Source organism: Nostoc sp. ATCC 53789, from assembly GCF_009873495.1.
Classification (GTDB): Bacteria; Cyanobacteriota; Cyanobacteriia; order Cyanobacteriales; family Nostocaceae; genus Nostoc; species Nostoc muscorum_A.
On the sequence record NZ_CP046703.1, the window covers coordinates 4,988,882 to 5,005,021 of the forward strand.

Below are 16,140 nucleotides of genomic sequence, written 5' to 3' on the forward strand. Positions count from 1 at the left end.
CTTCTTACTCCATGACTCAACCAACTTCTGCAAAAGCGATCGTTGTTTTCGATATTGATGGCGTTGTGCGCGATGTTAGCGGTTCTTATCGCCGTGCGATCGCAGATACGGTAGAATATTTTACCACCCAAGCATATCGGCCAACCCCACTAGATATTGACCAGCTGAAGTCTGAAGGCGTGTGGAATAACGATTGGGAAGCATCGCAGGAATTAATTTACCGCTACTTTGAAACCCAAAAACAGAGCCGTGAGCAACTGCAACTAGATTACAGTGCGATCGTTGCTTTTTTTCAATCCCGTTACCGCGGCCCAGACCCAAATAATTTTACTGGGTATATCTGTAATGAACCCTTATTATTACAACCTAGCTATTTAGAACAACTTACCGAAGCGGGGATTGCTTGGGGATTTTTTAGCGGTGCGACTCGTGCTTCCGCTAACTACGTATTAGAAAAACGCCTGGGTTTGCAATCTCCGGTGTTGATTGCGATGGAAGATGCGCCAGGAAAACCTGACCCCACTGGGCTTTTCGCTACAGTTCGTGAGTTAGAAAATGGAATTGAGCAAAAATTAGCGAGCGTCTATGTGGGAGATACGGTAGCAGATATGTATACCGTCGAGAAAGCGCGGCGTTTAGATTCTTCTCGCCCTTGGATTGGTGTAGGGGTTTTACCGCCCCATGTACAGGAAACAGCAACGCGTAGTGATGCATACAGTAAGACACTAATAGCAGCAGGAGCAGCTGTAGTTTTTCGTAATGTGCAAGAATTAACCCCAAGGCAGATTCAAGAATTGGTGAGTTCATCTATTTAATCTGTGTTCTAAGATTAATCCAGCTATGCGTGGATGAATGACTAGCTGATAACGATCTTGCTCCAATTTATTGGGAGATAAATAAAAATGTCTGCACATAAACTGCCTAACGGCCCTCAAACTCACCCTTGGGTACAGACGTATCAATGGCTGACTAACCCATTGAAATACATGGAAGACTGTGCTAAAAGCTATGGTGATATGTTCACTCTCCGAATTGGCCCAGTTTTTACTCCTCAAGTCTTCATTAGCAATCCTCAAGCGATTCAGCAGATTTTTACCACAGATCCAAAACAGTTAGATTCTGGTACACCGGCAGGTTCAGGTTCGCCTTTATTGGGGCCAAATTCTTTACTATCCTTAGAAGGAAAACCTCACCAACGCCAGCGTAAACTGCTGACACCTCCTCTACATGGGGAAAGAATGCAGGCTTATGGTGATTTAATCTGTGAAATCACCCAGCAAGTAACTAGTGAGTGGCCAGTCGGAGAAACCTTTACAGTCTTGTCATCCATGCAAGAAATCTCCTTTCAGGTGATTTTGAAGGCTGTATTTGGTCTAAAGGACGGACTTCGTTATGAAAAACTCAAAGAAATCCTGATTGCGATCCTGAATCCAAAAAGACCTATTGTACGGGCAATATTGCTCATGTTCCCATTATTACGACAGGATTTAGGGCCTCGTAGTCCTTGGGGAAGTTATCTACGTTTGCGGCAGGAAATGGATGATCTGATCTATGCTGAAATTCAAGAGAGGCGATCGCTTGCTGATGAGTCTCGAAGTGATATTCTGTCTTTAATGATGGCGGCTCGTGATGAAGCAGGTGAGCCGATGACAGATTTGGAATTACGTGATGAGTTGATGACTTTGTTGGTTGCAGGCCATGAAACTACAGCCAGTTCTTTGGCATGAGCGCTGTACTGGATTCATCATCAGCCTGAAGTCTGGGAAAAACTGATGCAAGAACTGGATACTCTGGGTGAGAACAAAGACCCAAACGCCATTTTCCGATTACCTTATTTGAATGCAGTTTGTTCGGAAACAATGCGCCTGTATCCAGTGGCGATGTTGGGATTAAATCGATTGGTTAAATCACCTTTAGAAATTGCAGGCTACAAATTTGACCCTGGTACAATATTGGTTCCTTGTATTTATTTGAACCATCATCGAGAGGATTTATACCCTAATTCCAAGCAGTTTCAGCCAGATCGTTTTCTAGAACGCCAATTTACTCCATCTGAATATTTGCCCTTTGGTGGTGGTAATCGTCGCTGTATTGGGATGGCATTTGCCCTATTTGAGATGAAACTGGTATTGGCAACTGTATTATCTGATTGGCAAATAAAACTAGCTGATACAAAGCCAGTACTGCCGGTTCGGAAAAGCTTCCTGTTAGCACCAGGCGGTGGTGTACCAATGGTGGTAACTGGAAAGCGTCAGCAAAATCAGCGAGTTCTTGAGACTAACTTAGTGTAAAAAGTCTCAGAATCAGGTGGGAGCGATTGCTCCGCTTCCCCTTTTATTTACCTGTTAAATTACTGGATTTTCAAGAACTTATCCAAAGCTGTCACGAGGCTGGGAGGCCAACGGCGGATATTTTTTACCCAGTCGATATCTTTGTAGCGGCTATCAAGTCCATAAGCTGCTACCCAGTTACTTTCGGCTTCACCTTGTTCTCCATTTACCCAATATGCAGCTGTGAGGGCGGCACGCACATCAGCAAACTTGGAGTATTTACGGGCGATATTTCGCATCTCACGGATTGCTTGCTCTTTTTGACCGGTTTCATAAAGAGCGAGAGCGTAGTTAGCACGGGCGAAGGCAAAATTTGGGGCTATCTCATTAGATTTTTTGTAGTCTGCGATCGCATCTTCCCATTTTCCTAAACCTGTTTTGGCATTTCCCCGATTGTTATACGCCATCGCATCGTTAGGATCGAGTTCTAAGACATGATTATAATCTGCGATCGCATCTTCCCATTTTCCCATCCCTTCTAACGCCGCCCCCCGATTCAAATAAGGATCGGTAACATTCGGCGCTAGTTCTATCGCTTTGTTATAATCTGCGATCGCCTCTTGTAACTTATTCTGACTCACCCGCGAATTTCCCCGGTTACTCCACGCCCCGGCATTCGTGGGAAATTGCTCAATAATCTTTGTCCAGTAAGTTTCAGCCGTCGCAAAGTCACCTTGATTCGTCGCTGTAAAGGCTTGATTTGCCCACTCATCGCCTTGTTTTAACTGTTCTTGAGTAATGGGCGGTTGAGATTGTGCCATAACTGGTGTACCCCAGCCAAACAGAATTAACAAACTGAGAAAAATACTAATCAACTTAATCATCTAGGTTTACCTAATTTGTCATTTGTCATTTGTCATTTGTCATTGAGCAGAGGAATGGAGTTCAAAGGCTCATTAAAGGAGTTCAAAGACTCATTTACGAGTATCAATGCCCAATGCCCAATTTCCCATAATTACAATAATGACAACTGTTCATTAGGCGGCGTGAATCCCAAATGCTTATATGCTGCCTTAGTTGCCATCCTTCCACGATGAGTCCGAGTTAAATACCCAATTTGCATGAGGTAAGGTTCGTACACCTCTTCAATTGTTTGGGTATCTTCACCTGTGGCTGCTGCCATTGTTTCTAACCCCACTGGCCCGCCGTTAAATTGTTCAATGATCACACTCAGCATTTGGCGGTCTGTCCAATCTAAACCGCAGGGATCTACTTGGAATAGTTGCAATGCTTCAGATGCAATATTTTCATTAATCTCCCCAGATATTTTTACTTCCGCATAATCACGTACCCGTTTTAGTAGCCTATTAGCAATCCGTGGCGTTCCGCGTGAACGACGGGCAATTTCTGTGGCACCATCTTCTGTAATAGGGGTTTTGAGTAATTGAGCGGTTCGCAGTACAATTTGAGTCAGTTCGTCAACTTCGTAAAATCGGAGTTTTTGAATTAAACCGAAGCGATCGCGCAGTGGTGAAGTTAAAGCACCCACACGGGTTGTAGCACCCACTAAGGTAAACTTTGATAGCGGCAAACTTCTAATCCGAGCGCTGGAACCCTTACCAATGGTAATATCTAAGCGATAATCTTCCATTGCTGGATACAGAATTTCTTCCGTCATCCGCGAGAGGCGATGAATTTCATCCACAAATAAGATATCCCCTGGCTTCATGTTCACCAGTAGCCCAACAATATCTCGTGGACGTTCTAGGGCTGGCGCACTGGTAATTTTGTAATTTACCCCCATTTCCGATGCTAAAATCATTGCCATTGTGGTTTTGCCCAATCCTGGCGGCCCATACAGCAGCAAGTGATCCAGCACCTCACCACGAGACTTGGCTGCTTTGATGGCAATATCTAGCACATCCTTTAAATCTTTTTGTCCAATGTAATCGGCAAATCGGTGCGGCCGAATACCTTCTTCCTGTTGTTCTTGTTCATCAATAGCAGCTTCAGGCTTCAAAATATTTTCTGTGGATGGTACTTTCGCCGACTCCCGACGCTGCTTTGGTTCTCCGTTGGGTTCTGGAGGCTGTTTTTTCGAGGAGATTATCGCCATAATTCTTACAAGGTAGAGGTTACAGGGTAAAGGTTACAGGGAATGAGGTACAGGGTACAGTTACAGGGAATGGGGTACAGGGTAAAGGTTACAGGGTACAGATTATTCCCTATAACCTGTCACCTGTTACCTCTCCCCTAATCCCAATACCCGTGAAAATTTTCGTTTGGAAATACCCGCGCCAATTTAAAATTTAAATTCCGGTCAATTACCCAGAAGTACAAAAGTTATTATGTTATCTAAAAGAATCTTACCGTGCTTAGATGTGAAGGCGGGACGGGTTGTAAAAGGAGTTAACTTTGTCAATCTCCAAGATGCAGGCGATCCGGTAGAGTTGGCCAAGGTTTACAACGAAGCCGGTGCTGATGAGTTAGTATTTCTGGATATTACAGCTACTCATGAAGACCGAGCTACTATTTTAGATGTGGTCTACCGGACTGCCGAACAGGTCTTTATTCCATTAACTGTGGGTGGTGGCATTCAATCCTTAGAAAATGTTAAAGCTTTGTTACGAGCCGGCGCAGATAAGGTTAGTATTAATTCTGCGGCGGTACGTGATCCCGATTTGATTAATCGGGCAAGCGATCGCTTTGGTAATCAGTGCATAGTTGTTGCAATTGATGCTAGACGCAGAAATAACCCAGAAAATCCAGGTTGGGATGTGTATGTACGGGGTGGCAGGGAAAATACAGGCTTAGATGCTCTATTGTGGGCACAGGAAGTTGAGAAACGCGGTGCTGGAGAACTTCTAGTAACAAGTATGGATGCGGATGGAACCCAAGCCGGATATGACATCGAGATTACACGGGCTATTGCAAACGCTGTAGAAATTCCAGTCATTGCTTCTGGTGGTGCAGGTAATTGTGAACATATTTACACAGCTTTAACTGAAGGCAAAGCGGAAGCAGCACTATTGGCATCGCTATTACATTACGGGCAATTAAGCGTAGCAGAAATCAAAAATTATTTACGCGATCGCAATGTGCCAGTAAGAACATTATCTTGACCCACAAATCACCTGTTAATGACATCTATCTGAGGTTAGACACACTTCTTAAAAAGGGTGTTAATATTATTTTACAAGTATTAACAAATATTAAAAAATATGTTGCTTCCTATTTTACTTTTTGATGTAGCTTTGGTAGCGTGGTCGCTGCACTTAATGGAAAAAGCCTACGAGAGTAAAGAATTTTCCCTCATGTTGGCTGGTACATTGGTTGCCCTGGCTGCTGCTGCCATGTTAGTAGTTTACTTTTTGATGGGGCACTGTATGACCTACTTGTTGCAAGTGTCGTTGTGAGTGTCTAGTGGTAGAGGAGATATTTAAAATTTAGTTTTCACAAAAAGCTTGACAAAGTGCTAAAATTAAGTGATTATGTATAATGGATTTTAAGGGGTTATAGCGCAGTTGGTAGCGCACCTCAATGGCATTGAGGGGGTCAGCGGTTCGAATCCGCTTAGCTCCATTCTTAAGTCCCTAATCTTCTTAGTAAATTTGCGACAACAAGCACTAGTTGTCCATAAAGGTCACTTTATGCTTGTTGTTCTTAAAGGACAACTTATGCTTGTCATTGTCGCACAAAAGAGAGGGAGAGGAAGGGAAGGAAAAGCGTATAAGAAATGATTGCTCGATGGCTCGAAGCAAATTTTAAGTTAGCATTTGCCTAATTGGCATTGTATCTCTTGCAATGCTGTACGGACTTCTCTGTATCTTAAGTATCCTGGCATACTCATCTGTTCTGAAACGCGGGCTTCGGACGGATATACTCCCTGATTATGTAAACTTAGGGTAATTCGTCGAACTTCATCGCAAGACTGCTTTACATTTCTCAGAAGAATCGCCTTTCTATCGTTGAGGTATTTGGCAGAGATGGCATGACATAAATTTGGAAAATGCTTAAAAATAGTTCTTCTGTCGCATTCCAAACGCCTAGCAACCTCTTCCATTGATGGTGATGGGGAATCATTACTCTCAAGCACTGCTTCTAGATTTTGTTTTACTTTGTTAGCATCAAAAGACTTTGCGCTTGCCCTAGTCTGGGGTTTTGATTGAAGTGGTAGTAGTTGCACTGCTTGAAAAGAATTTGCAGATTTTACTCCTTGTATTAAGAAATCCAGTAGGGAGATTTTCAGACAGTAACAAATTTGTAAAAGAGCCTTGATTGAAGGTTGATTCTCACCTTTACACCAAACCCATACTGTATTTCTGGGTATCTGAAGCTGGCGAGCAAATGCAGCTACATTTCCCTCAGCAACTTGAGATACGTAACTGCATAATGCCTTAGCAATGCTGTCTTTTAATGGCAAAGGTGTCAAATATGGGGCTTTAGCAAGCAACTCACCTACACTTTGTGCGATCCATATTTCAAACTCTAAATCATGCTCTTCTAAATTTTGGTGAGGGCTTATTTGAGTGTCCAATGGCATTCCAAGCCAATTCAAGCATTTAGAGCAATATCCTGGCCGTGATCGCCAAGCCAAAACGTAATTTGTCTGATAGCAATGAGGACACTTTTGACTCAACTTTTGCTGGTGATACGGGCAAACTTTAACTACATCCAGCGACCAAAGTAAATGCTCAAAAACTAATTGACTAGTTGTGCGTCGTTCTTCATAACAACTTGGACACCAAGCCCTGATAGAACGAAGCAAATTCCTAGACGGGAGTAGTTCAGACCAAGTTAGCAATGTCAAAAACTGAAGATCATTGCGTAGAGTCAAGATTTGAAGAGCTTGACGCAAATCAGCAGCCATGATGCCCGTGCCATTAAGCGCTCCTGTAAAAGGATATATTTTGTGTAAATTATTACTTCCATATGTCTTATTAAAAACTGGGGTCAGTTCTCTTTCCATCAACACTCCCGGAGGTAAGCAATGAGCCTCAGCCAATCGAGTAACATAGCCTGTCAAGCTTTCTACCAAAGGTGTCCCGATACCGACAGGTTCTATGTGGTACAGATGGCTACGTGGTGGGATCAAAGGTAGTTTCAAGTTCCACAACTCATATTTAGTTAGCACATTTGCTCCTAAACTTTTTCACCTTGAATAAATTACACCTCAGCCACACTGTGTTTCAACACATATAGGTTTTATGATGCTGGTAGTTTCCCTAGACCTGACTTTTGAGAGTATGCGTAAAAAGTCATGCTGTTTCTCGGTTTTAGGACTTACCGTGAAAAATCACTATTTGTAACTAGTATTCCCCGAAGAATTACCTCATTTTTACCAGCCGAGTTCGCGCCGTACTTCGCATACTGCTTCAACAACATCTTTTTGGAGTATCGAACCAGGACTTTTTAAAAAAACTGAAATTCTGCTAGCAGTAGGTTCTATTTCTTCCGAATGAAGCTGAAACGCAACTTTCCGAACTTCCTGACGCAATTTTTCTACTCGTTTTGTTCGGCTTTCTTGGCGATAATTAGCGTATCGTGCTGAAATTGCACTGCATAGGTCTGGAAAATTTTTATCTAGGCTATGTACAGATTTTTTACCAAAACGCTTGGCAACCTCCTGCATAGATGGTGGTGGATACTCTTTAGCTGCAAGCAATTCTTCCAATAAACGCTGTAATTTTTCTAGCCTTTGAGCTTTTTCATACTCACTATGTCGCGTTGCTATAATTTTACACAAATCTGAAGAATAATAATACAAAACACTAGTTTTTTTATACCCAAGCCATTCAGCAATTTCTACTAGGGATGGTGGTGGGCTTTTAGTGAGTGCAGTTTCCAATGCGTGTAGTACTTCTGTCGATGTGTTTAATTGGTAAGTACCTTCCTTACTTGGTTTATTCTGATTTTGTGTGATTATCTTGCTAGAATCTACGTTAATTTCTTCTTTAGTAAGAAAATCGAGCAGCGATATTTCAAGTTGGAAACAAATTTGCAGAAGTGTGTCGATTGCTGGCAAGGTTTTTCCCACACACCATCTATGGGTTTGAGTTCTATTTATCCCTAGCTCTTTTGCAAATGCAGCTATGTTGCCATGTGCAAGGACATTGACATAACCAGAAAGCATTTCAGAAATTTTTTCTTTAGGTGGCGGAGATAAATATGGTGTAGCGGCTATTAAATCTCCAAGATTATTTGTAACCCATATTTGCCAATTTAGTTCATCTTCTGTCAGTTTTATACTATTTGGTGATTTAACATTTGGAGAAATGCCAAGCCACTCTCCGCATTTTGAACAACAACCTGGTCTTGAACGCCAAGTCAATAGCCTGTTTTCTTCGTGACAGTATGGGCACTCTGTACAGAGACGCTGATGATGATGCAGACAAATCGTAACTTCCTTTAGTGACCAAAGGAGTGGTTCATAGACTGTTTGTTCAGTTACACGCCAATTTTCGTAACAGCTTGAACACCAAGCTCTGGCAGAGCGGAACAAGTTCCTTGGAGGAATTATTTCTGCCCAATTGAGCATTGTTAGTAAACGCAAGTCATTACGTAGAGTTAATGATTCAAGGGTTTTAATTAGTTTTAAAGCCCAGCTACCCATTCCATTCAAAGCCTTTGTCTGACCAGGAAAAATTTTGTCTAGCCCTCCATCTTTACTCTTGAAGATATATCCTTCTTTGAGCAATGGTACAAGTTCACTCAAGACTAATATTCCCGTAGGTACACAATGCTCTTCAGCTAACCGGACAATGTAGCCTGTTAGGCTTTCTACCTCAGGCGTTCCGATACCAACTGGCTTTAAATTATAGAGGCGGCTGCGTGGAGGAATAGTTGGTTCTTGTAAATCACATAACCCAATTGCTTGAAGCTCATTGCTACTCATATTTATTGGCCTCCTAGCCGATCACGTTTAGGATTACGTTGGAATGGTTTTGTATTATTAGATTTAGAATTTTTTTTCTGTTCGATACTTTCTTTAGTTGACAATTTACCTTGCTCGTGAGTTTGGCCCTTCTCCAAACCTAAAATGATACGCAAGTTCCTGCTCCTATTTTCACTATCTCTAAGCTTGTTCTCACCATTAATTGCCTCTAAAGCCATTTCTTCACACTCAAAATCTTTATAGGCTGTTTCTTTTAGATGTTCGAGGCTTAGAGTGTTCGCTTGTTCAGAAAGAGCAAGATCATAGGCATCCGTTAGCCAATCTCTGAGAGTGCCAAAGTTGCCAATGCAGCGTTCGTAGCAAAACTGCCAGTATTTCTCTTTCAAAGGGGGAGCCTCCAGAAGTGGCATTCGGTATTGGAGATGCTCTAGTATCCTCTTGAACTCCTTAATATCTTCATCGAACTCAAGAGAATAGCGTGGAAAGTGAATAATCTTAGTACGTCGACTCAATTGTGGACTCAGTTCAAGGAAGTCAAGTAGTTGATAAGTGCCAAACCCAGTCCAAGGAACTTTGGTAATATTTACAGCCGACTTTACACAATCCATATGAGCTTGTAAAAGCTCTACTCCAGCCATCTTGCCAATATGCTGAAATTCATCTACTGCTAACGTATAAGGTTTACGATGAATTAAAGCATTCTCCATTGCTAGGCGGAGTGCATCTTCCGTTGTCCTTCTTGTATTAATAACAAGTTTCCCATCACTATCTCGACGAATACCATTGTCGTTATAGTTAATTTTTTGCTGAATTTCTGGTTCATCCACAGCTTTCAAGATAATTTCGTAGAAGCTTTTCCATCTAAAAGCCCCTTTCCCTGGTGCACGTGCTTCAACGCAAACAATAGGAATCCAACCGGGGTTTATTTTCATCTTTGCAATACTCTGTTCAATAATTTTTTTGTAGAGTAAGCGCACCAAGGTTGACTTACCAACACCAGATGGGCCAATCACTAAAATAATTGAGGCTCCCGCAGGTTCAAGAATAATACGGTGAGTTTTGTTAAAGACAGTCAGCAAATTCCGGTGCATAAATGTGACATCAGGCTTTTTGAAAAAGTTCATCCGCTCCTGGGGTGGCTGGTCAAGTAATTCACGTGGAAATCCATATTGAATAACCATTACCATTCCTCTAAAGGTTTAAAAGTTTCATCCAAATCTAAATCATCAACTTGTAGTTCAAAAGTTTCATCCAAATCTACATCACCAACTTCTGATTTAAATGTTTCTGTTGATTGCACTGTTAATGTTTCAGTCGCAATAGCAATAGGGGTGTCAATAGTAAGCAACCCATCTTTATCAGGCTCAATTAATTGGTCTTCAATCTGTGCATGAACTTGCTTCAGTTCTCTATCCTTCTGTCGCTGAACTTGTATAGCTTTTTTTGCTTGACGCCACGCTGGAGTAAGGGCAGCCTCTTCCATCTCGATGCGGCTAAAAAACTGAGCCAGTTTTTTGCCCGTAATATCATTAAATTGCTTATTCTGAAGCTGGTTAAGCTTTTTTAATTCCGCTGCTGCAATCATCAATTCTTTTTCTGAATGACCTTGAAGTTCTCGTAAATCACGCGAATGGCATTTAGTCCACTGACCATTGACATAGGCATAAGCCAGCGTGATGTCAAATGGGTCAAACTTGGCCTCTACTTTAGTGTTCCTAATCCGACTAAAGGAGGGATGCCAGTAGTAGAGGTAGTTAATTTTTATGCCCTCCTGAGTCACTTTTCTGCTGCCTTCTTGATCTTTGGGTGATGGCAGCGCTAAAAGCTTAAACTCCTCTTCTTTTGTAAACATATGCTCTCGAATACCGCCACGTGCTATTCCAATATTGAAAGCTTCGCGAGGACTCATCTTTAAAGCTGGGTGGGGGCAAGTGTCATAGACTTCATAGCAGTATTCACAGAAGTAGGTATATAGCTTAGTAAGCGTCCAAACGGCATGGTTTTTGGGATTCACCCCTTTTGTGACCTGCCGGACATTTTTCATAATTTGGGTATTGCCCATCAGGTTGTGCCAAAACTCCTTATCGGCTACTCCAAAGAAAGACTCAATTACTGAACCATATCTGGCCTTTGCTGCGGGTCTTTGCTTTTTGGTAATTCTGAAATAAGCAAGGAGAGCTTCAAAGTAAGTGCCTTTAAAATCAGGACCTCCGTCCATCACAATTATTTGAGGAAGCCGTCCGTATTTCTGGACGCAAATTCTCAAAGCTATCATGTCGGAGCGATAGCTTGGTGGATCAAAGGTCATATAGATTGCTAATATTCTTCGACTGTAAGCATCTATTAGCAGTGTCACCCAAGCCTTTCCCATATTGGCGATCTCATTTATATTGCTGTAATCAACACCAAGGTTCAACATAATTGAACTGAGGAGTTCAACATCCGCCTCCGTATGGTCTATATGACCAATTTCAAAGGGACGATCACCGTGGAGAGGTGTTTCTTCTCGATACAGATACCAGTAAAAAGGCTCCTCTTTATAGGCCGCGCGATCGCCCATGCGCTTTTTAATTTGTTCGTGAAGAGGACGATTTCTTACTGCTTGGCGATAGGATTCATTGCTGGGAGGTTTGTATCCCTTTTGATTACATATTTCTTTGAAAGATTCGTAGGCGTGACGGATACAAGGCTGCTTGATACTCTCGTAACTTTCTCCAATATGCTCCTCCATCAGCAATCGCATTTCTTCTGAAAGACCTTCTCTATACCAGCCTTTATTCTTATGTCTGGGGAACAGCCCAATAAAACCTCTTGTGTATATTTTTTCAGCTTTTCGGTAGCTGGCAATCCAACGTCTTTGAGTGCGATTTGGTTTTGTAGAGGAAGTCCCATTTAAAAATGGCTCAATAGCTTTGTAACGAGTATTGGCTTCTTTGAGGTCTTCTTTACTTGCCTTCTTTATTAATTCTTCAATTTCAGCATTAATAGTTGATTCTTCAAATACAGGGAGACCTGTTATCTTTCCTTTGTTAACTAATTCCTCAAAAGTTTCGTTAAGGAGGTCAATAAACTTTCCATCGTCTTTAAGGAGACCAATGGATTTATCACCTGTGTTAACAATTTGCCAGATAATCCCATCCCAGCAGATAGAGGTTCCAACGGTAATTTTAAGAGTACAAACATTGCTAGCAGCGACTGGAGCATAAATTTTTGACATCTGCATATGAGCAAATGCTTCCTCTTGATCAAAAAAGACTTCTACTTGTTCAGGCTGACCTAAAAAAGTAGTATAGAGGTCAACATAGACCCGATCTGTGGCAATTAGGATATTTAAGTGATCAACGCTTGCTTGTTCAATTCGATTGGTTATATTAGCTAAAGTGATTCCTGGCTGGGTTTTTACAAGGATGAGTACGGCAGAAGTTATTGCTTCATCCACTTCCAGTTGTTTATTTTGGAAATAATCTTCTAGCCAGACAAAGTTTCGTACAAATATCGAACTAATTTCAGCCGAGGAACGGACAGCGTAATAAAGACCAAATTGAGAAGCATATTCTTCAGCCGGCGGACAGCGCCATTTACCCTCATCATCGCGTTGCCAGCGATTCGGGCTATCTTGTACTAGTTTTAATAAATCCTTTTCTGTCTTGCACTCTTCCCAGCCCGCAAAGTTTTTTCGGATTACGAAAAAGTCAGGTGTATGACTGTGGTAATTTCGCCGTCCTTTTTTGCTTAGGTAATCCAGAAATATTGGCGGCGGCTGGTCGTAGAATTCAAGTACATCTTCGTCATGCTCCAGTTTGTAAATATGCGCTAACTCATTGCGATGAGACTCAAACTGTATAGTCACTCCCATTTTACGGCTGGGGTAACGACCAGCAACATTCTTTTTACCTCCACCTACCAGGCGTGATGGTTGGGATGAGCGAATTTGTTGTATGACATTTATGGTTAGCTCAGAAAGATTTAGACGGCGGCAGCGAAGTTCAAACTCATCTTGGGTGAGCATTGAAAACCTTATTAGTTTATTGTTTCAAAATTGTAGTTTTCTTAGTTAGTAAGTTTGTATGTATAAACTTATTAGCGCATCCATCCTGTTCCGGCAAATTAAATTCAGAGCCAAAGCTGTGATAAAGCTTTGGCAGGCATCATTAGATGTGCACGGTTTTGCTAGGAATGCAGTATTAGTTATGCGTCAGACTTACCATAATAAAAATTATATACAACTATTTTTATAACAAATCAACGTTTAATGTATTACAAATGAAACTTTTATTGGAATAATTTTTCTAAAATACCCATAAAGCTTATACAGAATGAATGGTTATGTAACATATTTCCCCGTTTTCCGTTAAAAAAACTTATTCTATTGACCTAATATATTTATTTTTATGAATATTTTCTTGAGTATCCGTTTACGGATACTTTATTTTTAATTAGCTGTAAATTTAGTCTATTTTCTATTTATAGATGTTTAACTTCTTAGCATCTAAATAAGATTTGTATATCCGTTTAACTATGATTTAAATGTTTAAATATTAGGTAATTTAAACGTAATAAACTTGGAATTACTATATATAGTTATTTAACAAGAATTCCGAATTTAGTCTTTTAATACATTTGTTCTGATGCTGACCACCCAAATCCTCAAAAGCCTCAATGTATAAGCGCTTTCCCATTCCCTTGCCGATTAACTCTAACAACGCCTTTATCCGTGCTTGGAAAAATCCTTCAAAATCGTCTCGTCGTAAAGTTTCTGGGTCTATGGCATGAGATCGCAATATTTCATCCAGCCTTTGTGGTGATACACCAGATATCTCAAGTTCTTGGAGGTAAATCGAAGGTGCTTTACTACCAATCTTTTTGTTTGTTTTGGCGCTCAAAGGGGTGCGGTTAATTAAGCAGTTATATTTTTTTGGATCGATGCCTTGCTTTCTGCACCAGGCGACGGGAAAAATATGATGGGAATCAATCTGTTCTTCAAAATAAAGCACATCATTGATTTCTTCACCTGTAATTAAATCAATGGCTCCAGATAGTCGCAGCAGTGCTGATAAACCTTGGTAAACTGCCCCATAACGCTTTCTTACGGTCAGCAATCGCTCTGGGGAGAAATTTGCTTCGCGAATTGTGGATGGGAGTGAACCCCCTTCTTGCAGCCACTGTGGTATTTCCACAACATCTCTTCCTGTGCGGGTTTCGTGCCAACCTGTATACATCTCACTGAACAGCCCACACCAAAACCAACGTTCCAACATGGAACGAGATTTAACAGAACGGGAACGTTCTCCTAAAATAGTCAAAATTGCCGCCAAGGCTACTAGTTGAATGGGATAAGCCAAATCTATTGCGTCAAAAATTTTCTGCCCATGCAGGAATCTGGCTGCTTCCTCAAATCCTGCGGTGACTTTATCAGCCCAGGTTGAGTATTCTGGGATGGAAAGTTTTAAAACATCTGCACGACCGCAGGAGACACCAGGCAATTTGTCTAGATTACCTCCTTTTTTTATTGCTTCCATCCTCCGCACATAGCCAGCGACTAAGGTTACAGCTTGTACAAAGTCAGTGTTACGGACTAAACGTAATACTTTAAATTGCTGAAAATGAGCTTCCCGCAGTTTCCAGTCGTCTCTAAGGCTGAAGTCATTGGCGCAGTAGCTAGAACTCATCAAGTCGAAGTAGTTGAGGTCACAACCGGAGGTGTTGGTATCTTCAAACACTTGGCAAACTGCTTCCTTGGGTAAGGAGTCACGTAGTTGGATTACTGGTATTTGATAATGCTCAAATTTTTTGAGTACTTCTAGTTCTAAAGTGTCGATGAGTTCGAGTTTTTGGGCATCATATTGCCAATATTTGGAATATTTACTTCTCCATTCCGAAAAGAAGAAGATTTTTGATAATGGAAATAGTCCGGCTTCATACTCATTTTCTGGGGTGGAACAGTCTATAATTTCTCCACCAAATGTTCGGAGTTGTTTTGATTCCGGGAAAGCGATAATGGCACTGCGGCGGTCGATGTTATGGTCAAGGGATTTGGCAATATCGAGGTAGTACCATTTTTTTATCAGCTTTTGGCTTTTTTGGTCTTTAATGACAACAGGTTGCTCTGACAGCAAAACCATGAATGAAGTGGTTAAACGTTGCTGACCGTCGAGAATTAACAGGCTGGGATTATCGTACTTTGGCTCTTTGACGTTATCGATGAGGCGAGGTTTAAATTGCACTTGCTGGTTACTTTGCTGAAGCATCATGACTGCGCCAATGGGGTATGCAAGCGAGATGCTGGCAAGTAGACGACGCACACGAGCATCATCCCAAACCCAATCTCGTTGAAAATCTGGCAGTTGAATACGTCCAGCTTTTATATCTTTTAAAATATCTAGTAAAGGATATTTAGTGATGTCAAATGTGCTGATAGAATGCATTTGCTGTTCTGAGGTTATTATTCTTTGCTCACATACTGCTGCTAGCGCAGATAAATTAGATTTATTTTGTGAATTACGAGCAATTTTAGGATGAGATAATGTCACTTGTTTTCACGGTAATGAATACAGATACAAGACACAATAAAGCGCCTCATACCGTGTCAGCAAGAGGTTTTATCACGAGTTACTCGTAAATCACGAACAGTTAGTTAGTAAGAAAGTTAGGTGGCAAAATTATTTGTTGGCTGATAACTAGTTGTTTAAATTGATTGAGTAAATCAGCCTGTCGCAGCAGGAAAGGAATGTAATGGGGTCGTCTGTCGAAGTTAGTTCCCCAGTCTTTGATGGTGTGAGGACTTAACCCTGTGGCTTGTGCCAGAGCATTGATACAAGCTTTGCGATAACCTCTGGCTGGGTCAATATCTACCCACTTACGACAGTATTCCATTGGCTCCAAAGGCAGCTGACGGATAGCATCAATCCTCTGCTCTTCTGGATTAGGGGAAAGTCTCACAAACATCTGGGGCTGGTAATGGATGGGCAAGTACCA

Annotated in this window: 11 protein-coding genes, 1 tRNA gene and 1 pseudogene; 5 read left to right on the forward strand and 8 right to left on the reverse strand. The window is 41.4% G+C overall.

What is annotated here, in order from left to right:
* Nucleotides 1-11: 11 nt before the first annotated feature.
* Nucleotides 12-815, forward strand: coding sequence for a TIGR01548 family HAD-type hydrolase (locus GJB62_RS20585; protein ID WP_114081960.1), 804 nt, complete (start codon nt 12-14; stop codon nt 813-815).
* An 87-nt stretch (nt 816-902) separates the two neighbouring features.
* Nucleotides 903-2,291, forward strand: a pseudogene (locus GJB62_RS20590) (cytochrome P450).
* 59 nt (nt 2,292-2,350) lie between these two features.
* Here GJB62_RS20590 and GJB62_RS20595 read toward each other — a convergent pair.
* Together GJB62_RS20595 and ruvB are read right to left on the reverse strand one after the other, a co-directional pair.
* A complete protein-coding gene (locus GJB62_RS20595; RefSeq protein ID WP_114081961.1) occupies nt 2,351-3,154 on the reverse strand; it encodes a tetratricopeptide repeat protein in 804 nt (267 codons plus the stop codon).
* Nucleotides 3,155-3,285: 131 nt separating this feature from the next.
* Entirely contained in the window at nt 3,286-4,386 is a 1,101-nt protein-coding gene (gene ruvB / locus GJB62_RS20600) for a Holliday junction branch migration DNA helicase RuvB (protein WP_114081962.1), read from the reverse strand.
* Nucleotides 4,387-4,618: 232 nt separating this feature from the next.
* On the opposite strand from ruvB, the gene hisF reads away from it, so the two are divergent.
* From hisF to GJB62_RS20615, 3 genes are all read left to right on the forward strand, one after another.
* Nucleotides 4,619-5,392: an imidazole glycerol phosphate synthase subunit HisF gene (gene hisF / locus GJB62_RS20605; protein WP_114081963.1), complete on the forward strand. Its 774-nt coding sequence runs from the start codon at nt 4,619-4,621 to the stop codon at nt 5,390-5,392.
* 99 nt (nt 5,393-5,491) lie between these two features.
* Nucleotides 5,492-5,686 carry a hypothetical protein gene (locus tag GJB62_RS20610; RefSeq protein WP_012410736.1) on the forward strand — a complete coding sequence of 65 codons (195 nt, stop codon included), beginning with the start codon at nt 5,492-5,494 and terminating at the stop codon, nt 5,684-5,686.
* Nucleotides 5,687-5,779: 93 nt separating this feature from the next.
* A tRNA-Ala gene (locus tag GJB62_RS20615) sits at nt 5,780-5,852 on the forward strand.
* A gap of 187 nt (nt 5,853-6,039) precedes the next feature.
* On the opposite strand, the gene GJB62_RS20620 is transcribed toward GJB62_RS20615, so the two are convergent.
* From GJB62_RS20620 to GJB62_RS20645, 6 genes are all read right to left on the reverse strand, one after another.
* On the reverse strand, nt 6,040-7,404 hold the full coding sequence (locus GJB62_RS20620) for a TniQ family protein (protein WP_114081964.1): 1,365 nt from the start codon (nt 7,402-7,404) through the stop codon (nt 6,040-6,042).
* Between the two features lie 204 nt (nt 7,405-7,608).
* The gene (locus tag GJB62_RS20625; protein ID WP_114081965.1) at nt 7,609-9,165 is read right to left on the reverse strand and encodes a TniQ family protein; all 1,557 of its coding nucleotides are present in this window, start codon (nt 9,163-9,165) and stop codon (nt 7,609-7,611) included.
* Between the two features lie 2 nt (nt 9,166-9,167).
* Entirely contained in the window at nt 9,168-10,346 is a 1,179-nt protein-coding gene (locus GJB62_RS20630) for an ATP-binding protein (protein ID WP_114081966.1), read from the reverse strand.
* The gene (locus GJB62_RS20635; RefSeq protein ID WP_114081967.1) at nt 10,346-13,174 is read right to left on the reverse strand and encodes a TnsA endonuclease N-terminal domain-containing protein; all 2,829 of its coding nucleotides are present in this window, start codon (nt 13,172-13,174) and stop codon (nt 10,346-10,348) included. The genes GJB62_RS20630 and GJB62_RS20635 overlap by 1 nt, the downstream gene beginning before the upstream one ends.
* Nucleotides 13,175-13,736: 562 nt before the next feature.
* Nucleotides 13,737-15,590, reverse strand: a complete 1,854-nt coding sequence (locus GJB62_RS20640; RefSeq protein ID WP_114082009.1) for a DUF262 domain-containing protein — start codon at nt 15,588-15,590, stop codon at nt 13,737-13,739.
* Nucleotides 15,591-15,795: 205 nt separating this feature from the next.
* Entirely contained in the window at nt 15,796-16,110 is a 315-nt protein-coding gene (locus GJB62_RS20645; protein WP_114081968.1) for a hypothetical protein, read from the reverse strand.
* Nucleotides 16,111-16,140: the final 30 nt, after the last annotated feature.